Origin of the sequence: Acidovorax soli (genome assembly GCF_014207955.1) — a bacterium.
In the GTDB taxonomy this organism is placed as follows: Bacteria; Pseudomonadota; Gammaproteobacteria; order Burkholderiales; family Burkholderiaceae_C; genus Acidovorax; species Acidovorax soli_A.
Genome location: NZ_JACHLK010000020.1, coordinates 77,765 through 95,734, shown reverse-complemented (window position 1 = coordinate 95,734; position 17,970 = coordinate 77,765). Strand labels below are relative to the sequence as shown.

Sequence of the window (17,970 nt, the reverse complement as noted above, 5' to 3'; positions counted from 1 at the left end):
CCAGCGGACAAGGAAATGGTCATGCCAGGCGACAACGTGTCGATCACCGTCAAGCTGATCAACCCCATCGCCATGGAAGAAGGTCTGCGCTTCGCTATCCGTGAAGGCGGTCGTACCGTCGGCGCCGGCGTCGTGGCCAAGATCATCGCCTGATCGATTGAAGAACAAGAAGGAACTGACATGTCCAAGCAAAAGATCCGCATCCGCCTGAAGGCGTTTGACTACAAGCTGATCGACCAGTCCGCTGCCGAGATCGTTGACACCGCCAAGCGCACCGGCGCCATCGTCAAGGGCCCCGTGCCCCTGCCCACGCGCATGAAGCGTTTCGACATCCTGCGTTCGCCGCACGTCAACAAGACCAGCCGCGACCAGCTCGAAATCCGCACGCACCAGCGCCTGATGGACATCGTGGACCCGACCGACAAGACGGTTGACGCCCTGATGAAGCTCGACCTGCCAGCCGGCGTGGACGTCGAAATCAAGCTGCAGTAATGATCCCTGTCTGGCGGGCTTGCCCGCCAGGCGTGGTCTCGTACGACGCGAACTTGCTTGCAAAAGCGGTTCGCGTTATACTTTAGGGCTTCGCTTTTGATGCGTGCGCTTTTGTGCACGCGCGGGCGGAGTTTTATTAACCTTCTCTCATGGCGAGCGCATGCTAGGCGCACGCCAACGCCCAGGCCAATTGAAGTCGGGGCGGTGGGAGTTTTGGAGAAAACCAATGAGTCTGAGCAACTCCCTCGGGTTGCTGGGTCGCAAGGTGGGCATGATGCGTCTGTTCACCGATGATGGGGACGCAGTGCCTGTCACGGTGGTGGATGTGTCCAACAACCGCGTAACCCAGATCAAAACCCAAGAGAACGATGGCTACGTGGCCCTGCAGGTCACGTTCGGCTCGCGCAAAGCATCGCGCGTGACCAAGCCAGAAGCCGGCCACCTTGCCAAGGCAGGTGTGGAAGCCGGTGAAATCATCCAGGAATTCCGCGTGACCGCCGATACCGCTGCCCAGTACCAAGCTGGCGCCTCGGTGGCTGTGACGTCCGTGTTCTCCGTGGGTCAGAAGGTCGACGTGCAAGGCACCTCGATCGGTAAAGGCTACGCCGGCACCATCAAGCGCCACAACATGAGCTCGCAACGCGCGTCGCACGGTAACAGCCGTTCGCACAACGTTCCCGGCTCCATCGGTATGGCGCAGGATCCAGGTCGCGTGTTCCCTGGCAAGCGGATGACGGGCCACCTCGGCGATGTCACCAAGACCACGCAAAACCTCGATGTGATCCGCATCGACGAAGCGCGTCAACTGCTCTTGATCAAGGGCGCTATTCCGGGCTCCAAGGGTGGGTTCGTGACGGTGCGTCCCGCTATCAAGGCCAAAGCCTCCAAAGGAGCGAACTAATGCAGCTCGAACTCCTGAATGACCAAGGCCAGGGCGCATCCAAGCTGGATGTTCCTGAGACCGTGTTCGGTCGTGAATACAACGAAGATCTGGTGCACCAGATCGTGGTGGCCTACCAGGCCAACGCCCGCCAAGGCACTCGCGCCCAGAAGGACCGCGAACAAGTCCGTCACTCGACCAAGAAGCCTTTCAAGCAAAAGGGTACGGGTAACGCACGTGCTGGTATGACCTCCTCGCCACTGTGGCGCGGGGGCGGTCGCATCTTCCCGAACCTGCCTGATGAAAACTTCAGCCAGAAGATCAACAAGAAGATGTACCGCGCCGGCATGTCGGCCATCCTGTCGCAGCTGGCCCGCGAAGGCCGCCTGGCAGTGGTGGACTCGCTGAAGGTCGACTCGCCCAAGACCAAGGTCCTGGCCGACAAATTCAAGGCGATGAACCTGCAATCGGTGATGGTGATCTCCGAGGAAGTGGACGAAAACCTGTACCTGGCTTCGCGCAATCTGGTGAACGTGCTCGTGGTCGAGCCCCGTTACGCTGATCCCGTGTCGCTGGTCCGTTTCAAGAAAGTGCTCGTCACCAAGGGCGCGATCGACAAACTCAAGGAGATGTTCGCATGAGCACGCTCAAGTTTGACGAAGGTCGTCTGATGCAAGTGCTGGTCGCTCCCATCGTGTCCGAAAAGGCCACCATGGTTGCTGAAAAGTCCAATGCTGTGACGTTCAAGGTGCTGCAGAACGCAACCAAGCCAGAAATCAAGGCCGCTGTGGAATTGATGTTCAAGGTCGAGGTCAAGGGCGTTTCCGTGGTGAACACCAAAGGCAAGACCAAGCGCTTCGGCAAGACCGTCGGCCGCCGCGACAATGTTCGCAAGGCATACGTCACGCTGCAGCCAGGTCAAGAGCTGAACCTGTCCGGGGAGGCTGCTTAATCATGGCCGTTATCAAGATGAAACCCACTTCGCCCGGCCAACGTGCCGTGGTGAAGGTCACGCGTGACCACCTGTACAAGGGTGAGGCGTACGCCCCGCTGCTGGAACCCCAGTTCCAGAAGGCCGGCCGTAACAACAACGGTCACATCACCACCCGCCACAAGGGCGGTGGCCACAAGCACCACTACCGCGTGGTGGACTTCAAGCGCAACAAGGACGGCATCCCGGCCAAGGTTGAGCGCATCGAGTACGACCCGAACCGTACGGCCCACATCGCTCTGGTGTGCTATGCCGACGGCGAGCGCCGCTACATCATCGCTCCCCGCAACCTGGAAGTGGGCGCAACCCTGCTGTCCGGTTCGGAAGCCCCGATCCGCGCTGGCAACACGCTGCCAATCCGCAACATCCCCGTGGGTTCGACCATCCACTGCATCGAGCTCAAGCCCGGTGCCGGTGCGCAGATCGCCCGCTCGGCTGGTGCTTCGGCAACCCTGCTGGCCCGCGAAGGCACCTACGCCCAAGTGCGCATGCGCTCGGGTGAAGTGCGCAAGATCCACATCGAATGCCGCGCCACCATTGGCGAAGTGGCCAACGAAGAACACAGCCTGCGCCAACTGGGCAAGGCCGGTGTGAAGCGCTGGATGGGTATTCGTCCGACGGTTCGCGGCGTGGCCATGAACCCTGTGGATCACCCTCACGGTGGTGGCGAAGGCCGCACCGGCGAAGGCCGCCATGCAGTCGATCCTTGGGGCAATCTGACCAAGGGTTATCGCACCCGTAACAACAAGCGCACACAGATCATGATCGTGTCGCGTCGCAAGAAGTAAGGGGTAACAGATGACTCGCTCTCTCAAAAAGGGTCCATTTGTTGACCATCACTTGCTGGCCAAGGTCGAGAAGGCCATCGCCACCAAGGATAAGAAGCCAGTGAAGACCTGGTCGCGCCGCTCCATGGTTCTGCCCGAGTTCATCGGTCTGACCATTGCCGTGCACAACGGCAAGCAGCACGTACCTGTGTACGTTACCGACCAGATGGTGGGCCACAAGCTGGGCGAATTCGCCCTGACGCGCACCTTCAAGGGCCACCCCGCGGACAAAAAAGTCCAGAAGAAATAAGGAACGACCATGTCTGAAACACGTGCAGTCCTCCGGGGCGTCCGTCTGTCGGTCGACAAGGGCCGTCTGGTCGCTGACCTGATCCGCGGCAAGAAGGTTGATCAGGCCCTGAACATCCTGACGTTCACGCAGAAAAAAGCTGCTGGCATCGTCAAGAAGGTTCTGGAGTCCGCCATCGCCAACGCTGAGCACAATGACGGCGCCGATATCGACGAACTGAAGGTCAAGACCATCTACGTCGAGCAAGGCACCACGCTCAAGCGCTTCACCGCGCGCGCCAAAGGCCGCGGCAACCGCATCAGCAAGCCCACGTGCCATGTGTACGTGACGGTTGGCAACTAAAGGCTCGGAAGACTATGGGACAGAAAATCCATCCTACCGGCTTCCGCCTCGCGGTCAGCCGCAACTGGTCCAGCCGTTGGTACGCCAGCAACCGCGACTTCGCGGGCATGCTGGCCGAAGACATCAAGGTGCGCGAGTACCTGAAGGCCAAGTTGAAGAACGCCGCCGTGTCGCGCATCCTGATCGAGCGCCCCGCCAAGAACGCCCGCATCACCATCTACTCGGCACGTCCTGGTGTGGTGATCGGCAAGAAGGGTGAAGACATCGAGAACCTGAAGAAGGAACTCGCGTCGCGTCTGGGCGTGCCTGTCGCAGTGAACATCGAAGAAGTGCGCAAGCCTGAAATCGATGCCAAGCTGATCGCCGACAGCATCACGCAGCAGCTCGAAAAGCGCATCATGTTCCGCCGCGCCATGAAGCGCGCGATGCAGAACGCCATGCGTCTGGGTGCCCAGGGCATCAAGATCATGTCGTCCGGCCGTCTGAACGGTATCGAAATCGCCCGTACCGAGTGGTACCGCGAAGGCCGTGTGCCACTGCACACCCTGCGCGCCGACATCGATTACGGCACCTCCGAAGCCAAGACCACCTACGGTGTGATCGGCGTCAAGGTCTGGGTCTACAAGGGCGATACGCTGGGTCGTAACGACCTGCCGGCCGTGGAAACCCCACGTCCAGACGAAGAACGCCGTCCCCGCGGCCCACGCCGTGATGGCCGCCCAGGTGGCGACCGTCCAGGTGCTGGCCGTGGCCCACGCCGCCCAGTGGGTGCGAATTCCGCACCTGCTGACGGCAGCGACAAGCCCGCCGAAGCCGGTGGCGCTGACAACACCGCCGTTAAGCGCGTTCGCAAAGTCGCCGCGCCCGCTACAGCAGCGGACGGTAAAGGAGAATAAGTATGCTGCAACCTGCTCGCCGCAAGTACCGCAAGGAGCAAAAGGGCCGTAATACCGGTGTCGCAACGCGGGGTGCCTCCGTTGCCTTCGGTGATTTCGGTCTGAAGTGCACCGACCGTGGCCGTCTGACGGCCCGCCAGATCGAGGCTGCACGCCGTGCAATCTCCCGTCACGTGAAGCGTGGCGGCCGCATCTGGATCCGCGTGTTCCCGGACAAGCCGATCTCTACCAAGCCCGCAGAAGTGCGTATGGGTAACGGTAAGGGCAACCCCGAGTACTACGTGGCCGAAATCCAGCCCGGCAAGATCGTTTTCGAAATCGTCGGCGTGCCCGAAGAACTGGCCCGTGAAGCGTTCCGCCTGGCTGCCGCCAAGCTGCCGCTGCGCACCACGTTCGTCAGCCGCCACATTGGCTCGTGATTCAGGAGAACAAGCAATGAAGACCTCTGAACTCCGCCAAAAAGACGTTGCCGGCATCGAAAGCGAAATCAAGGCTCTGCAGAAGGCCCACTTCGGCCTGCGCATGCAGAAGGCTACCCAGCAGTTGGCCAACACCAACACGCTGCGTACCACCCGCCGCGATATCGCCCGTGCAAAGACCATTCTTGCTGAAAAGCAAGCCGCCAAGTAAGGAGCCGACATGACGGAAGCTAAAAAATCCCTCAAGCGCACCTTGATCGGCAAGGTGGTCAGCGACAAGCGCCAGAAGACCGTGACCGTGCTGATCGAGCGCCGTGTGAAGCACGAGCTCTACGGCAAGATCGTGGGCAAGTCGAGCAAGTACCACGCCCACGACGAAAAGGGCGAGTACAAGCTGGGCGACGTGATCGAAATCACCGAGAGTCGTCCGCTCTCCAAGACCAAGAACTGGGTTGCCACCCGCTTGGTGCAAAAGGCCGGCCTGCTCTAAGCCCTCCCGGCTGACTGGCAGCACTGCCCTCCAAAACGACCCACAATGTGGGTCGTTTTGCTTTGTGGGCCACGCTTTGTCGAAAGCGGCCCGCCGGGCATGCGTACACCCCCAACAAACCTAGGAGAGAGAACCATGATCCAAGTCGGCGACACCCTGCCCGCAAGCACCCTGATGGAATATTCGGAAGTCGAAGGCGAAGGCTGCAGCATCGGCCCCAACCCCGTTCCTGTGGACAAGGCCACGGCAGGCAAGACCATTGCGCTGTTCGCGCTGCCCGGCGCCTTCACGCCCACCTGCTCGGCCAAGCATGTGCCTGGCTACCTGGAGAAGGCCGAAGAGTTCAAGGCCGCCGGCGTGGACGAAATCTGGTGCGTGAGCGTGAACGACGCCTTCGTGATGGGCGCCTGGGCGCGCGACCAGAAGACCGCCGGCAAGGTGCGCATGCTGGGCGACGGCGATGCCACCTTCGCCAAGGCCACCGGCCTGACGCTGGACCTCAACGGCAAGGGCCTGGGCCTGCGCAGCAACCGCTACTCGATGCTGGTGCGCGACGGCAAGGTTGTCACGCTCAATATCGAAGCCCCCGGCAAGTTCGAGGTCAGCGACGCGGCCACCCTGCTGGCACAGGCCAAGGCAGCCTGATTTCAGTCCTTCGCCGCCGCTTCCCCGTCTACCGGCGCGAAGCGGATGGCGTCGAACAAGCGCTGCAATCTGGCAGCGCGCGCTGGCGCCAGCCATTGGCTGGCCCAGCGGATTTCTCCCTCCAGCTGCGCACGGTCGCCCGCCTCCACCCAGGCCTGCTGTGCCAGCCGGTGCAGCCGCGCCTTGAGCGTGTCGAACTGCGTGCGGCTGTAGTTGGCCCGTTGGTTGACCACCAGGCCGGTGACGGTCTGGCGCTGGTGGGCCGGCATCACACGGGTCTTGTCGGCCCGCAGGGCAAACCCTTCATCCTGTGCGATCGCAGCGACCCAGGCGCGCAGTGCAATGAACTGGCGCCGCAGGGTTTCGGGGCCTGAAAACACCAGATCGTCGGCATAGCGGGTGTAGTTCGCGCCAAAGCGCTGCGCGAGCGCCTGCAACCGCACATCCAGCCCAAAGGCGCACAGGTTGGCCAGCGCAGGCGAGGTGGGTGCCCCCTGGGGCAGATGGGGCCGGGCCAGGCGCTGGGCCATGGCGCGGCGCTGGGCAACGAAGGCCGGAACCTCGGGCATGCACTCCAGCAGCCGCTCGCGCACGCCCGCTGGCGTGGGTGTGGTGCTCAACCGGGTGAGCAGCTCGGCAGCGGCGCGCCCGTGGCCCAGGGCGCGCCACAGGGCCCGTACGCGCGTGGCGTGGATCTGGGTGAAGAAGTCCGCCAGGTCGAACCGGATGACGACGGCCTGGCCGGTGTGAACCTGTGCATGGCTGCCCACGCTGCGGCCGCGAACGAAGCCGTGCGCTGCTTCGTGCAGGGGAATCGCTGCCAACAGCGTGTCCAGGATGCGCCGTTGCGCATGCATCAGGCGTGGGCGCGGAGACTCCAGCAGGCGCAGTCCGCCGCTGGGCTTGGGCAGCAGCCGGTAGCGGTAGTGCGAAGGCGGGAGTGCATGGCCTGTGGCGTGCCGTTCACGCCAGAAAGCGCCCTGGGACGCCAGCCACGACAGATCGTCCAGCGAGACCGCCAGCATCTGGGCCACGTCGGCGGCGGTGGCCAGGAGCGGGGGCGCGGTGCTGCGCTCCATCCAGGCCGGAGGGGGCCCTGCCTCCGCGGGGCGCAGCAGCCAGCGCCGCGGAACGGCCGTGCGTGCGGTGGCGGCCCAGATGCGGAACGCCTGGGCCAGGCGCGGCGCCGTCCAGTCGGTAGGGGGCAGGCCGGGCAGGGTGCCGCCGCCATCGCCTTCCCCTTCGGGTTCAGCGAAGTCGTCGCCATCTCCTTCCCACGTCGGCGCGTCGCCATGGCCAGCGGCCCAGGGCAGCCCGCCCTGGCGCAGGCCAGCGCTGCGCCACCAGTGGCCCCAGCAGAGCCAGGTGGCCACGTCTTCCGGTTCCCAGCGCGACCATTCCAGCGAGGGCATGGCGGACAGGCGCCGCAATTGTTCCAGCACGCAGGCCGGGAGCGTGGGGCCTGCCGTCGCCTCCAGGCCCAGGCAGGCCTGCACCCGCGCGACAAGGGCCTGGGGCGTGCGGTGGCCGGGCGTCTGCGCATCGGCCAGCACCGCCATCGCGATCGCCTTGGCCAGCACGCGGGAGCGGACGGGGGTCTTCACAGCGTGTCAGCGCGATGGTGGGCGGTAGGGCAGGGCCGTGCAATGGCCGCAGTGTGGGTGGCCCGGCGCCAACCTGCGGGTTGGGCGCGAACCTGGTGCCACGGATGGCAGGAGGTTCGCGCGCCGCGATGTGCGCTTGCCAGATACACCGTGGGGCTACCCCACGGCCCGAACCGGTAAGGGGTCGGAATGCTTGGCGCCAGGCCGCTGGCATTCTATCGTCGCCATCCCGACGATGGCGAGCCAGGCCCGCGCACCAACACTGCCGGCCACCATCGCCCTCAGGAGATATCCACCTTGAGGTAGTGCGAGCCCGCGATGGGGTTGTGGTAGTAGGGAGGGATCTGCTCGAAGCCCAGGTCGGCGTAGAGCGCGCGGGCCGACTCCATGCCGTCGAGCGTGTCGAGCAGCACGCAGGCGTAGCCGGCGCGGCGCGCCTGGTCCAGCATGGCCTCGGCCAGTTCGCGGCCCAGGCCGAAACCCCGGAAGGCCTTGCGTACGTACAGGCGTTTCATCTCGCTCGCATTGGGGTAGTCGGCCGCATCCAGCGGGCGCAGGGCGCAGCAGCCGGCGATGGCGCCTTCCACCACGGCCAGCAACAGGTGGCCGCGGGGGGCGGCATAGTCGCCGGGCAACTGTGCCAGTTCGCTCTCGAAATCCTGGAACGCCAGGTCCACGTCCAGGGTGCCGGCGTACTCCCGGAAGATGTCGCGCACTGCCTCCATCTCGGCGGCGGACGAGGGATTCATCAAGGTGACGGCGGGCTTGTCCAAGGCGGCAACTCAGGAGCTGGGGAAGGGGCAGTGTAGCGCCATGGCCCTGGCCGAGCCCCGTGGGGGTTCAGAACGCGGGGGCCCCGAGGGTCGAAACCCACCAGGCCAGCCCCGCACCCAGCGCCAGGGCCAGCACCGCCGCCACGCGGCTGAGCAGGTCGTCGCGCGAGGGCGCCACGGGCTGGGGCAGTTCCTTGTCGCCATGCAGCATGGGCCGCACCAGGCGGTGCTTGCGCACCGCGATGTAGAACACGATGGCCAGCAGGTGCAGGGCGACCAGTCCGAGCACCAGGTACTGGCCGATCTCCTTGTGGTAGCCCGTGGCCTGACCCACCACGGCATTCGAGACGAAACGCGTCAACGGGCCCGAGAAGGCGATCTCGTCGTCGCTCAGCAGGCCTGTGCCCACCTGGGCGGCCAGCACGGCCAGCAGGGCGAACACCGACAGCGCCCCCAGCGGGCTGTGGCCCACGGCATCGTCGGGGTGGCCCGCACCGCGCAGGTAGCGCACCAGGCGTGCGGGCGAGTACAAGAAGGCGCCAAAGCGCGACCAGCGCCCCCCTACCAGCCCCCAGACCAGCCGGAACACCAGGAGCGCCAGCACCACATAGCCCAGGCGCAGATGCCAGACCATGGCATTGCCGCCGATTTTGGCCGTGACCACCAGGGCGATCACGCTGGCGGCCAGGGCCCAGTGGAACAGGCGGGTGGGCAGATCCCAGATGCGGACGGTGTGGGTCATGGTCGTGGTCCGGCGCTTGCCGTGTCGTGGGGAGTTCTTGGCCGCATTGTGCGCGAGATGGCCGGAGCCGCCAACGCGCACCCATGGACATGCCAAAACCGCCGCAAAGCGGCATACTGGGGGTGGCTGGTTGGTTTTTGCTCCCCACGATACAAGGAAATATCCGATGAAAACCCTCGCTGTAGTCGCCCTTGCCGCGGCCGTCACCACGCTGTCGGCCCCCGCATCTGCCCAGTTCGCCAAGCCCGAAGACGCCATCAAGTACCGCCAGAGCGCGCTGTTCGTGATGGGCCAGCACTTCGGCCGCCTTGGGGCCATGGCCAATGGCCGCATCCCCTTCGATGCCAAGGCGGCACAGGAGAACGCCGACATCGTGGCCGAGATGGCCAAGCTGCCCTGGGCCGGCTTTGGCGCCGGCACCGACAAGGGGGCACCGACCAAGGCCCTGCCCGAGATCTGGACCCAGCAGGCCAAGTTCAAGGAGCATTCGGACAAGCTCGAGGCCGACACCGTCAAGCTCGCCGCTGCGGCCAAGACCGGCAACCTCGACAACCTCAAGACCGCTTTTGGTGCCACCGCCAACAGCTGCAAGGCCTGCCACGACAACTACCGCGCCAAGTGAGCGCTGGCACACCTGGGTGTGCCGAATAAAAAAGCCTCTTCTTTGGAAGAGGCTTTTGCTTTTTGGGAGCGGCCCGGTGCCCGGGTTGGTTCTGGCTCAGGTCTCGGCCAGCAGCTTTTCGATCAGCTGGTGCAGCTCGGCGAAGTTGGGGGCGCCCACATAGGTCTTCACGATCTCGCCGCGCTTGTTGACGATGAAGGTCGAGGGAGTGAGCCGCACGTCGCCCCAGGCCTGGGCCACGGCGCCGGTGTTGTCGATGGCGACCTTGAAGGGCAGCTTGCGCGTCTCGGCGAAGTTCACCACGTAGCTGGGCGGGTCGTAGCTCATGGCCACGGCCAGGGTCTCGAATCCCTTGGGCTTGTACTTGTTGTAGGTGGCAATGATCTCGGGCATCTCGGCCACGCAGGTGGTGCAGCTCGTGGCCCAGAAATTCACCAGCGTGACCTTGCCGCGCAGGTCGGCCGTGGACTGGCGGGAGCCGTCAAGCAGCACGAAGGTGGACTGCGGTGCTGCCGAGCGGCCCGTGTCCAGGTACACGTAGGCACCCACGGCGGCAAAAGCCGCCACCGCTGCACCCGCTGCCCACTGCTTGATACCCATGGTGTCGTTCCCATCCCTGACTGGCGGGCCCTTGCGGCCCTGCACGGTATTGTGCCGGACATGCCGCTCCTGCGCAGGCGCAGCGTGCCACTCCTTGAGTGGAGTGCGCTCGCGCGCAAAAGTTCGCGTTCCCGGGCCGCTTGCACAAAAGAAGTGCATCCCTGCCGATAATGGCCCGATGAACTGGACTCTGATCGGCGCCGCCAGCGCCCTCCTGGGCCTGGCCGCCTGCAGCCCGGCGCTCAACTGGCGCACGGTGCCGCTGCCCGAGGCCGCGCTCACCATCACCTTGCCCTGCAAGCCCGACCACGCCACCCGCAGTGTGGAGCTGGCCGGTGCGCCGGTCGACCTGTCCATGGTCGGCTGCGAGGCCGATGGCGCCACCTTCGCCGTCTCGCATGCCACGCTGGCCGACCCGGCACAGGCCGGTGCGGCGCTCGCGCATTGGCACGCCGCCGTGCTGGCCCGCCTGGGCGGCCCGCAGGCGCAGACCGGCGAGCAGCCCTTCGTGCCGCGGGGCGCGCTGCCACTGCCGCAGTCGGTGCGCGCCGTGGCCCAGGGCCAGGGGCCTGACGGGCGCGCGGTCGCCGCGCAGGCGGTCTGGTTTGCCCGCCCCGTGGGCCCGCAGATGCGGCTCTACCACGCCGTGGTCTATACGCCCAAGCCCCGCCCCGAGGTGGCCGACACCTTCTTCACCGGGTTGGTGCTGCCGTGAGCGCGGGGGTGTTGCCGCGGCGCATGGCCGTCATCGTCTTTCTGGCCTTTGCCTTTGCCTACTTCCTGTCGGCCCTGCTGCGTGCCGTCACGGCCACGCTCGCGCCCACGCTGTCGCAGGAGTTCACGCTGCACGCCAGCGACCTGGGCCTGCTCGCGGGCGGCTACTTCCTGGGCTTTTCGGCCACGCAGCTGCCGCTGGGCGCCTGGCTGGACCGCCATGGCCCGCAAAAGGTGCTGCTCGGGTTTCTGGGCGTGGCCGTTGCCGGCTGCCTGGTGTTCTCCATGGCCACGGGCTTTTCGGGCCTGCTCGCGGGCCGGGTGCTGTGCGGTGCGGGGGTCAGTGCCTGCCTGATGGCACCGCTCACCGGCTACCGCCGCTGGTTCGACCCGACGGCGCAGATGCGCGCCAACTCCTGGATGCTGATGACCGGCTCGCTGGGCATGGTGGCCTCCACCCTGCCGGTACAGTGGGCCTTGCCGCTCGTGGGCTGGCGGCCGCTGTTCTGGGGGCTGGCCGTGCTGATCGGCGTGGCCATGGTGGGCATCGCGCTCTGGGTGCCGCGCTGGCATGCGGCCCAGCCCGCGCCAGGCGCAGCGGTGCCACCTGCCCCAGGGGGCTATGGCGTGGTCTGGCGCCACCCCTACTTCCAGCGCATGGCCCCGCTGGGCTTTTTCGTCTATGGCGGCATGGTGGCCATGCAGACCCTGTGGGCCGGTCCCTGGATGCAGCAGGTGGCCGGCTACAGCGCGCTCGAATCGGCCGTCGGCCTGTTCTGGATCAATGTCTCCATGCTCTGCACCTTCTGGACCTGGGGCATGCTCAATCCCTGGCTGCTGCGCCGCGGCCTCGGAGCCGACCGGCTGATCCTCGCGGGCCTGCCGCTGTCGCTCCTCATCCTGCTGGCCATCATCATCGCGGGGCCAGCGGCCGGAGGCGCCGCATGGGCGCTGTTCTGCGTCTCGTGCACCTTTGTCTCGCTGTCCCAGCCCGCGGTGGGCATGGCCTTCCCGCAGGCGCTGGCGGGGCGTGCGCTGTCGGCCTTCAACCTGGTGATCTTTGCCGGCGTGTTCGTGGTGCAGTGGGGCATCGGCCTGGCGGTGGACGCCTTTGCCGCCGCAGGCCTGTCGACGACCGAATCGTTCCGGGCGGCCATGGGGGTTTTCCTGGCCTGCAACACGGGGGCCTACCTGTGGTTTGCGCGGGCCCAGCGCCATAATGTGCTCCAAACCTCTGTCCCATGAGCACCAGCATCCTCCTCATCGCCCATGCCCCCCTGGCCCATGCGCTGCGCGAATGCGCCCTGCATGTGTTTGCCGACTGTGGCGACAGCGTGGTTGCACTCGATGTGCAGCCCAACGAGCGGCCCGAAGAAACCCTGGCCCAGGCCCAGATCCTGCTGGACCAGCTGGGCACCGACTCCACCCTGGTGCTGACCGACGTGTTCGGTGCCACGCCCTGCAATGTGGCGCAGCGCTTGGTCGATGGCGTGCGCTCGCGCCTGGTGACAGGGGTCAACCTTCCGATGCTGCTGCGTGCCGTGAGCTACCGCGCAGAACCCCTGGATTCGGTCGTCACCCGCGCGGTGGTGGGCGGCACGCAAGGGGTGATGCAGGTGGCCATCGCCGCGCCGCAGAACCAGTCCCGACGCAACCGACATGATCAAGACCCGTACGACCATCAGCAATAAACTGGGCCTGCATGCCCGCGCCTCGGCCAAGCTCACCAAGCTGGCCGGCAGCTTTCCCTGCGACGTTTTCATGAGCCGCGGCGACCGCCGCATCAACGCCAAGAGCATCATGGGCGTGATGATGCTGGCCGCCGGCATGGGCACCGAGGTCGAGATCGAGACGAATGGCGAGCGCGAGCAAGAGGCCATGGACGGCCTGCTGGCGCTCATCGCCGACAAGTTCGGTGAAGGCGAGTGAAGTCCCGCAAGGGGGATTGATGGCTGAAGAAAGGGACTTCCCATGACCTTTTCCGTCCACGGACTCGCGGTGGCACGCGGCATTGCCATCGGCCGTGCCGTGCTCGTGGCCTCGAGCCGCGTGGACGTGGCCCACTACTTCATCCAGTCCGAGCAGATACCGGCCGAGATCGAGCGTGTGCGCCAGGGCCGCAATGCCGTGGTGGAAGAGCTGCAGCGGCTGCAGGCCGACATGCCCGCCGATGCGCCGCACGAGCTCACCGCCCTGCTCGACGTGCACCTGATGCTGCTGCAGGACGAGGCCCTCACGGGCGGCGTCAAGCACTGGATCACCGAACGCCTGTACAACGCCGAGTGGGCACTCACCACCCAGTTCGAGGTGATTGCACGCCAGTTCGACGAGATGGAGGACGAGTACCTGCGCGAACGCAAGGCCGACCTGGAACAGGTGGTCGAGCGCATCCTGCGCTACATGAAGGGCGTGGCCAGCCCCGTGGCGCCTCCCGCCAGCAGCCCGCGCCGCAAGACCCAGCAGGACCTGCTGCTCGACGACACGGTGGATGTGCCCCTGGTGCTGGTGGCGCACGACCTGTCGCCGGCCGACATGCTGCAGTTCAAGGAGAGCGTGTTCGCGGGCTTCGTGACCGACGTGGGCGGCAAGACTTCGCACACGGCCATCGTGGCGCGCAGCATGGACATCCCGGCGGTGGTTGGCGCGCGCGCGGCCAGCCAGCTGGTGCGCCAGGACGACTGGGTCATCATCGACGGCGATGCCGGCGTGATCATCGTCGACCCTTCGCCCATCATCCTGGCCGAATACGGCTTTCGCCAGCGCCAGACGGAGCTCGAACGCGAGCGCCTGTCGCGCCTGCGGCACACGCCGGCCGTCACCATCGATGGCCACCGCATCGAACTGCTGGCCAACATCGAGCAGCCCGGTGATGCCGTGGGGGCTGTGCGCGCCGGGGCCGTGGGTGTGGGCCTGTTCCGCAGCGAATTCCTGTTCATGGGCCGCACCGGCAACCTGCCGGGCGAGGACGAGCAGTACCGCGCCTACCGTGAGGCGCTCGATGGCATGCAGGGCCTGCCGGTCACCATCCGCACCATCGACGTGGGGGCCGACAAGCCGCTGGACAGCAAGGCCCACAAGGACACGCACCTGAACCCGGCCCTCGGCCTGCGCGCCATCCGCTGGAGCCTGGCCGACCCGGCCATGTTCCGCACCCAGCTGCGCGCCGTGCTGCGTGCGGCCGCGCATGGCAAGGTGAACCTGCTGTTCCCCATGCTGGCGCATTCCAACGAGATCCGCCAGACCCTGGCCCAGGTGGACCTGGCACGCGCCGAACTCGATGCGCGGGGCGAGGCCTATGGGCCTATCCAGCTCGGGGCCATGATCGAGGTGCCGGCTGCGGCCCTGATGGTGCGCACCTTCCTGCGCTACTTCGACTTCCTGTCCATCGGCACCAACGACCTGATCCAGTACACCCTGGCCATCGACCGCGCCGACGAGGCCGTGGCGCACCTCTACGACCCGGTGCACCCGGCCGTGCTGCGCCTGGTGGCCGACGTGATTGCCGAAGGCGAGCGCCAGGGCAAGAGCGTGTGTGTCTGCGGCGAGACGGCGGGCGACGTGACCATGACCCGGCTGTTGCTGGGCCTGGGGCTGCGCAGCTTTTCCATGCACCCGGCGCAGATCCTGGCGGTCAAGCAGGAGATCCTGCGCGCCGACACGCGCAAGCTGGTGCCCTGGGCGCAGCAGGTGCTCGATGGTGAGGAGCCGGCGGCATTGCTGGCGTCGTAGGAAACTTCCAATTCAATAGCTGCCAGCGCTTGCTGGGCAAGCGCTGGAGATCGGTTTGGCCCATACCCCGGTAGTCCCCGCTGACGCGTCCCTGATCGACTCGCGCCAGGCCTTCCAGCGCCTCCTGGCCACGCTGGGCCTGGTGGTGTTGGGCAACAGCAGCATGTATGTGGTGTCGGTCGTGCTGCCGGCCGTGCAGAGCGAGTTCGGCATCGGCCGGGCCAGCGCCTCGCTGCCCTACACCCTGATGATGGTCTGCCTGGGCCTGGGAGGGCTGCTGACAGGCCGGCTGGCGGACCGCCATGGCCTGACGCCCGTGCTCTGGCTGGGCGCGCTGGCCGTGCTGGGCGGCTTTGTCGGTGCGGCCTTTTCCGGCAGCATCTGGGCCTTCGGCCTGGCGCATGCGGTGATGGGCTTCATCGGCAGCTCGGCCACCTTCGCGCCGCTGCTGGCCGACACGGCGCTGTGGTGGAACCGCCGGCGCGGCATTGCGGTGGCGGTGTGCGCCAGCGGCAACTATGTGGCGGGTGCGCTCTGGCCCCCCATCGTGCAGTACGGCATCGACACCATTGGCTGGCGGCCGACCTACATGGCGCTGGGCGTGGTCTGCGGCCTGGGCATGCTCGCACTGTCGCTGCGCATGCGCCAGCGGCCACCGGCCATCCAGGCCGTGGCGGCGGGCACGCCGGCTGCCGCCGTGGACCGCACGCGCCCCTTCGGCCTGGCACCGGCCGTTGCCCTGGGGCTGCTGTGCGTGGCCGGTGTGGCGTGCTGCGTGGCCATGGCCATGCCGCAGGTGCACATCGTGGCCTATTGCACCGACCTGGGCTTCGGCGCCGCCCAGGGGGCGCAGATGCTGTCGCTCATGCTGGCCTGCGGCGTCGTGAGCCGGCTGGTCTTCGGGCTGATCTGCGACCGCATCGGCGGCATCCGCACCCTGTTGCTGGGGTCGGCACTGCAGGGCGTGGCCCTGCTGCTGTTCCTGCCCTACGATGGTCTGGTGCCGCTGTACGTGATTTCGGCGTTCTTCGGCCTGTTCCAGGGCGGCATCGTGCCGACCTACGCCATCATCGTGCGCGAGTACTTCGCGCCCACACGGGCGAGCGTTCTGGTGGGCGCCGTCATCATGGCCACACTCATCGGCATGGCGCTGGGCGGCTGGTTGTCGGGCTTCATCTTCGATATCACCGGCAGCTACCATGCCGCCTTCCTCAACGGCATCGGCTGGAACCTGCTGAATCTGTCCATCACCGGCTGGCTTTTCCTGCGTTTGCGCAGGGAGCGCCTGCAGCCCGGTCTGCCCACCGGGGCGTGACCCGTGGGCGCTCGGCCTGCCTACTTCTGCCGCAGGCCCAGGATGGCCGCTCCGATGATCATGGCCGTGGCCAGCGCGATGCTGCCGCTGAAGGCACGGCCGCTCACCACGATCAGCAAGGCGGTCGAGGCCAGCGGCGTGATGTAGCTCAGGATGCCGATGTGCCGCGCATCGCCGAGCTTGAGCGCCTTGTCCCAGAGGAAGAACGAGGCCCCGAGCGGCCCCAGGCCCAGCACGGCGAGCAGCAACCAGTCGCGCGCCACGAGCGTGGCGGCCGGCTCCAGCGCCGCATGGCACAGCAGCGAGAGCACCCCCGAGACCAGGCCGAAGAGGCCGATGGCGGTGGTGGGAAAGGCGGCGACGCGCTTGGTCATGAGCGAGTAGCTGGCCCAGATCAGCGCTGCCGCAAAGGCTGGCACATAGCCCCAGGCCAGGGTGCCGCTGAGGCCGCGTCCGCCCACGATGGCGATCGCCGCGCCGCCAAAACCCAGCAGCGCCGCCAGCACATGGGGCCAGCGCAGCGACACGCCGGGCAGCACCACGGGCGCGAGCACCACGATGAACAGCGGCCAAAGGTAGTTGACCAGGTTGGCCTCCACTGGGGGCGCGTGGCGCAGCGCGATGAACAGCAGGAAGTGGTAGGCGAAGAGCCCGTACACCCCCAGGGCCAGCGTGCGCAGCGGAATGCGCCATTGCGACGGGTCGCGCAGCACGAAGGGCCAGGCCGGCACGCTGCCGACGATGAGCGCCACGCCCGTGAGCAGGAACGGCGGCACATGGGTCAGGGAGACGCCCAGCGAGGCGAGCGAGGCCCACAGCGCGATGGCACCCAGGGCATAGAGATTGGCTTGCATTCGGCCAATGTAGGGGGTGGCATCGTCGCGATCCGACGGTGCATCGTCGCGATCCGAGGGTCGGGTGCCTCAGTCGCGCCGGAGCGCCGCCGTGAGTGCGGAAGGCGAGCGGTAGCCCGTGCGCCGTGCCACCTCGGCCACCGCCATGCCGCCCGAGCGCAGCAGCCGGGCATGTTCCAGCCGCTGGCTGCGCAGCCAGGCCATGGCGCCCTGGCCTTGTTCCTCGCGGCAGCGCGCGGTGAACTGGCTGGGGCTCAGGTGCACCTGCTCTGCCATGTCCGCCACCGACAGGGGCTGGTGCCACCGCTGGCCGGCCCAGCGGCGCAGCGCCGGCCAGTCGATGGTGCGGCGCCGGGTGTCGAGTCCGAGGGGGGAGGGGGCTTGCAAGGAAAGGAGCGACGGGCTCCAGGCCTCCAGCAACAGTGCCGGGCCATGGGCCTGGGCCAGCGGGCGGCCCTGTTGCAGTGCGCTGGCCAGGTAGCGGGCCAGCGCCAGCGCGGGCGGGGGAGGCGCCGTCTGCAGCGTGGGCACCGTGCAACGTGTCCAGCCCATGTCACTGCTGTCCAGCACCAGGCACAGGCTGCCGCCGCGGGCCTCGAAATCATGGTGCGCGCCGGGGACGATCACACAGCCGCCGCCAACGGGCACGCGCATGCCGCGCCCGTCGATCTCCAGCTCCAACTGGCCGGCCAAGCCCAAGAGCACCTGGAAATGGCCATGGCTGTGGCTGCCCGGGGACGGCCCGTACCGGCGCAGCGAGAGCGAGCCGGGGCTGTCCATGGTGC

The 17,970-nt window shown here is 66.6% G+C and carries 25 protein-coding genes and 1 pseudogene; 20 read left to right on the top strand and 6 right to left on the bottom strand.

From position 1 onward, the window contains the following. From HNP48_RS31310 to HNP48_RS31250, 13 genes and pseudogenes are all read left to right on the top strand, one after another. A pseudogene (locus HNP48_RS31310) lies at positions 1-153 on the top strand (elongation factor Tu); the annotation flags it as partial. Positions 154-180: 27 nt separating this feature from the next. Further along, positions 181-492, top strand: coding sequence for a 30S ribosomal protein S10 (rpsJ, locus tag HNP48_RS31305; protein WP_005796953.1), 312 nt, complete (start codon positions 181-183; stop codon positions 490-492). A 226-nt stretch (positions 493-718) separates the two neighbouring features. Next, on the top strand, positions 719-1,393 hold the full coding sequence (rplC, locus tag HNP48_RS31300; protein WP_007847818.1) for a 50S ribosomal protein L3: 675 nt from the start codon (positions 719-721) through the stop codon (positions 1,391-1,393). After that, positions 1,393-2,013 (top strand): 50S ribosomal protein L4, encoded by a 621-nt coding sequence (gene rplD / locus HNP48_RS31295; protein WP_184864776.1) that lies wholly within the window; start codon positions 1,393-1,395, stop codon positions 2,011-2,013. Before rplC ends, rplD begins: the two co-directional genes overlap by 1 nt. Then, complete coding sequence (rplW, locus tag HNP48_RS31290) at positions 2,010-2,324, top strand: 50S ribosomal protein L23 (RefSeq protein ID WP_007847815.1); 315 nt, start codon at positions 2,010-2,012, stop codon at positions 2,322-2,324. Before rplD ends, rplW begins: the two co-directional genes overlap by 4 nt. 2 nt (positions 2,325-2,326) lie before the next feature. After that, entirely contained in the window at positions 2,327-3,151 is an 825-nt protein-coding gene (rplB, locus tag HNP48_RS31285) for a 50S ribosomal protein L2 (RefSeq protein WP_007847814.1), read from the top strand. Between the two features lie 10 nt (positions 3,152-3,161). Then, entirely contained in the window at positions 3,162-3,440 is a 279-nt protein-coding gene (rpsS, locus tag HNP48_RS31280; RefSeq protein ID WP_024813777.1) for a 30S ribosomal protein S19, read from the top strand. 9 nt (positions 3,441-3,449) lie between these two features. After that, a complete protein-coding gene (gene rplV, locus HNP48_RS31275) occupies positions 3,450-3,782 on the top strand; it encodes a 50S ribosomal protein L22 (protein ID WP_005796970.1) in 333 nt (110 codons plus the stop codon). 14 nt (positions 3,783-3,796) lie between these two features. Next, positions 3,797-4,678, top strand: coding sequence for a 30S ribosomal protein S3 (gene rpsC, locus HNP48_RS31270; RefSeq protein WP_184864774.1), 882 nt, complete (start codon positions 3,797-3,799; stop codon positions 4,676-4,678). Between the two features lie 2 nt (positions 4,679-4,680). Then, on the top strand, positions 4,681-5,097 hold the full coding sequence (gene rplP / locus HNP48_RS31265; RefSeq protein WP_007847799.1) for a 50S ribosomal protein L16: 417 nt from the start codon (positions 4,681-4,683) through the stop codon (positions 5,095-5,097). 16 nt (positions 5,098-5,113) lie between these two features. Next, positions 5,114-5,308: a 50S ribosomal protein L29 gene (rpmC, locus tag HNP48_RS31260; RefSeq protein WP_184864771.1), complete on the top strand. Its 195-nt coding sequence runs from the start codon at positions 5,114-5,116 to the stop codon at positions 5,306-5,308. A 9-nt stretch (positions 5,309-5,317) separates the two neighbouring features. Beyond that, on the top strand, positions 5,318-5,587 hold the full coding sequence (rpsQ, locus tag HNP48_RS31255) for a 30S ribosomal protein S17 (protein WP_110539576.1): 270 nt from the start codon (positions 5,318-5,320) through the stop codon (positions 5,585-5,587). 135 nt (positions 5,588-5,722) lie between these two features. Next, positions 5,723-6,232 carry a peroxiredoxin gene (locus HNP48_RS31250; protein WP_184864769.1) on the top strand — a complete coding sequence of 170 codons (510 nt, stop codon included), beginning with the start codon at positions 5,723-5,725 and terminating at the stop codon, positions 6,230-6,232. Between the two features lie 2 nt (positions 6,233-6,234). Here the strand turns inward: HNP48_RS31250 and HNP48_RS31245 are convergent, their stop codons facing one another. The 3 genes from HNP48_RS31245 to HNP48_RS31235 form a co-directional block, all read right to left on the bottom strand. After that, positions 6,235-7,836 carry a reverse transcriptase family protein gene (locus HNP48_RS31245; RefSeq protein ID WP_184864767.1) on the bottom strand — a complete coding sequence of 534 codons (1,602 nt, stop codon included), beginning with the start codon at positions 7,834-7,836 and terminating at the stop codon, positions 6,235-6,237. A 281-nt stretch (positions 7,837-8,117) separates the two neighbouring features. Beyond that, complete coding sequence (locus HNP48_RS31240; protein ID WP_184864765.1) at positions 8,118-8,609, bottom strand: GNAT family N-acetyltransferase; 492 nt, start codon at positions 8,607-8,609, stop codon at positions 8,118-8,120. Between the two features lie 67 nt (positions 8,610-8,676). Continuing rightward, complete coding sequence (locus HNP48_RS31235) at positions 8,677-9,351, bottom strand: cytochrome b/b6 domain-containing protein (protein ID WP_184864763.1); 675 nt, start codon at positions 9,349-9,351, stop codon at positions 8,677-8,679. 166 nt (positions 9,352-9,517) lie between these two features. Here HNP48_RS31235 and HNP48_RS31230 point away from each other — a divergent pair, with 166 nt between their 5' ends. Next, a complete protein-coding gene (locus tag HNP48_RS31230) occupies positions 9,518-9,973 on the top strand; it encodes a cytochrome c (RefSeq protein WP_184864761.1) in 456 nt (151 codons plus the stop codon). 96 nt (positions 9,974-10,069) lie between these two features. On the opposite strand, the gene HNP48_RS31225 is transcribed toward HNP48_RS31230, so the two are convergent. Next, positions 10,070-10,573, bottom strand: a complete 504-nt coding sequence (locus tag HNP48_RS31225; RefSeq protein WP_184864759.1) for a TlpA disulfide reductase family protein — start codon at positions 10,571-10,573, stop codon at positions 10,070-10,072. Positions 10,574-10,751: 178 nt separating this feature from the next. Between HNP48_RS31225 and HNP48_RS31220 the strand changes: the two genes are divergently transcribed. The 6 genes from HNP48_RS31220 to HNP48_RS31195 are packed head-to-tail and all read left to right on the top strand — an operon-like array spanning position 10,752 to position 16,331. Further along, positions 10,752-11,288 carry a hypothetical protein gene (locus tag HNP48_RS31220; RefSeq protein ID WP_184864757.1) on the top strand — a complete coding sequence of 179 codons (537 nt, stop codon included), beginning with the start codon at positions 10,752-10,754 and terminating at the stop codon, positions 11,286-11,288. Between the two features lie 23 nt (positions 11,289-11,311). Then, complete coding sequence (locus HNP48_RS31215) at positions 11,312-12,532, top strand: MFS transporter (protein ID WP_184864755.1); 1,221 nt, start codon at positions 11,312-11,314, stop codon at positions 12,530-12,532. Further along, positions 12,529-12,978 carry a PTS sugar transporter subunit IIA gene (locus HNP48_RS31210; RefSeq protein WP_184864753.1) on the top strand — a complete coding sequence of 150 codons (450 nt, stop codon included), beginning with the start codon at positions 12,529-12,531 and terminating at the stop codon, positions 12,976-12,978. The genes HNP48_RS31215 and HNP48_RS31210 overlap by 4 nt, the downstream gene beginning before the upstream one ends. Then, on the top strand, positions 12,947-13,216 hold the full coding sequence (locus HNP48_RS31205) for an HPr family phosphocarrier protein (RefSeq protein ID WP_184864752.1): 270 nt from the start codon (positions 12,947-12,949) through the stop codon (positions 13,214-13,216). Before HNP48_RS31210 ends, HNP48_RS31205 begins: the two co-directional genes overlap by 32 nt. 42 nt (positions 13,217-13,258) lie before the next feature. Further along, positions 13,259-15,016, top strand: a complete 1,758-nt coding sequence (gene ptsP / locus HNP48_RS31200) for a phosphoenolpyruvate--protein phosphotransferase (RefSeq protein WP_184864750.1) — start codon at positions 13,259-13,261, stop codon at positions 15,014-15,016. A 55-nt stretch (positions 15,017-15,071) separates the two neighbouring features. Further along, positions 15,072-16,331 carry an MFS transporter gene (locus HNP48_RS31195; protein ID WP_184864748.1) on the top strand — a complete coding sequence of 420 codons (1,260 nt, stop codon included), beginning with the start codon at positions 15,072-15,074 and terminating at the stop codon, positions 16,329-16,331. 20 nt (positions 16,332-16,351) lie between these two features. Here the strand turns inward: HNP48_RS31195 and HNP48_RS31190 are convergent, their stop codons facing one another. Both HNP48_RS31190 and HNP48_RS31185 read right to left on the bottom strand, forming a co-directional pair. Beyond that, complete coding sequence (locus HNP48_RS31190) at positions 16,352-17,185, bottom strand: DMT family transporter (protein ID WP_184864746.1); 834 nt, start codon at positions 17,183-17,185, stop codon at positions 16,352-16,354. A 69-nt stretch (positions 17,186-17,254) separates the two neighbouring features. Next, complete coding sequence (locus HNP48_RS31185; protein ID WP_184864743.1) at positions 17,255-17,965, bottom strand: AraC family transcriptional regulator; 711 nt, start codon at positions 17,963-17,965, stop codon at positions 17,255-17,257. Positions 17,966-17,970 lie beyond the last annotated feature (5 nt).

Excerpts from the sequence above, each read along its gene's own strand:
- HNP48_RS31185 (WP_184864743.1), bottom strand. The coding sequence starts at position 17,965 with ATGGACAGCCCCGGCTCGCTCTCGCTGCGCCGGTACGGGCCGTCCCCG.
- HNP48_RS31205 (WP_184864752.1), top strand. The coding sequence starts at position 12,947 with ATGATCAAGACCCGTACGACCATCAGCAATAAACTGGGCCTGCATGCC.
- rplV (WP_005796970.1), top strand. The coding sequence starts at position 3,450 with ATGTCTGAAACACGTGCAGTCCTCCGGGGCGTCCGTCTGTCGGTCGAC.
- rplW (WP_007847815.1), top strand. The coding sequence starts at position 2,010 with ATGAGCACGCTCAAGTTTGACGAAGGTCGTCTGATGCAAGTGCTGGTC.
- HNP48_RS31220 (WP_184864757.1), top strand. The coding sequence starts at position 10,752 with ATGAACTGGACTCTGATCGGCGCCGCCAGCGCCCTCCTGGGCCTGGCC.
- rplB (WP_007847814.1), top strand. The coding sequence starts at position 2,327 with ATGGCCGTTATCAAGATGAAACCCACTTCGCCCGGCCAACGTGCCGTG.
- rpsJ (WP_005796953.1), top strand. The coding sequence starts at position 181 with ATGTCCAAGCAAAAGATCCGCATCCGCCTGAAGGCGTTTGACTACAAG.
- rpsS (WP_024813777.1), top strand. The coding sequence starts at position 3,162 with ATGACTCGCTCTCTCAAAAAGGGTCCATTTGTTGACCATCACTTGCTG.
- HNP48_RS31230 (WP_184864761.1), top strand. The coding sequence starts at position 9,518 with ATGAAAACCCTCGCTGTAGTCGCCCTTGCCGCGGCCGTCACCACGCTG.
- HNP48_RS31225 (WP_184864759.1), bottom strand. The coding sequence starts at position 10,573 with ATGGGTATCAAGCAGTGGGCAGCGGGTGCAGCGGTGGCGGCTTTTGCC.
- rpsC (WP_184864774.1), top strand. The coding sequence starts at position 3,797 with ATGGGACAGAAAATCCATCCTACCGGCTTCCGCCTCGCGGTCAGCCGC.
- HNP48_RS31250 (WP_184864769.1), top strand. The coding sequence starts at position 5,723 with ATGATCCAAGTCGGCGACACCCTGCCCGCAAGCACCCTGATGGAATAT.
- ptsP (WP_184864750.1), top strand. The coding sequence starts at position 13,259 with ATGACCTTTTCCGTCCACGGACTCGCGGTGGCACGCGGCATTGCCATC.
- rplD (WP_184864776.1), top strand. The coding sequence starts at position 1,393 with ATGCAGCTCGAACTCCTGAATGACCAAGGCCAGGGCGCATCCAAGCTG.
- HNP48_RS31235 (WP_184864763.1), bottom strand. The coding sequence starts at position 9,351 with ATGACCCACACCGTCCGCATCTGGGATCTGCCCACCCGCCTGTTCCAC.
- rplC (WP_007847818.1), top strand. The coding sequence starts at position 719 with ATGAGTCTGAGCAACTCCCTCGGGTTGCTGGGTCGCAAGGTGGGCATG.
- rplP (WP_007847799.1), top strand. The coding sequence starts at position 4,681 with ATGCTGCAACCTGCTCGCCGCAAGTACCGCAAGGAGCAAAAGGGCCGT.
- HNP48_RS31210 (WP_184864753.1), top strand. The coding sequence starts at position 12,529 with ATGAGCACCAGCATCCTCCTCATCGCCCATGCCCCCCTGGCCCATGCG.
- HNP48_RS31190 (WP_184864746.1), bottom strand. The coding sequence starts at position 17,185 with ATGCAAGCCAATCTCTATGCCCTGGGTGCCATCGCGCTGTGGGCCTCG.
- HNP48_RS31215 (WP_184864755.1), top strand. The coding sequence starts at position 11,312 with ATGGCCGTCATCGTCTTTCTGGCCTTTGCCTTTGCCTACTTCCTGTCG.
- rpsQ (WP_110539576.1), top strand. The coding sequence starts at position 5,318 with ATGACGGAAGCTAAAAAATCCCTCAAGCGCACCTTGATCGGCAAGGTG.
- rpmC (WP_184864771.1), top strand. The coding sequence starts at position 5,114 with ATGAAGACCTCTGAACTCCGCCAAAAAGACGTTGCCGGCATCGAAAGC.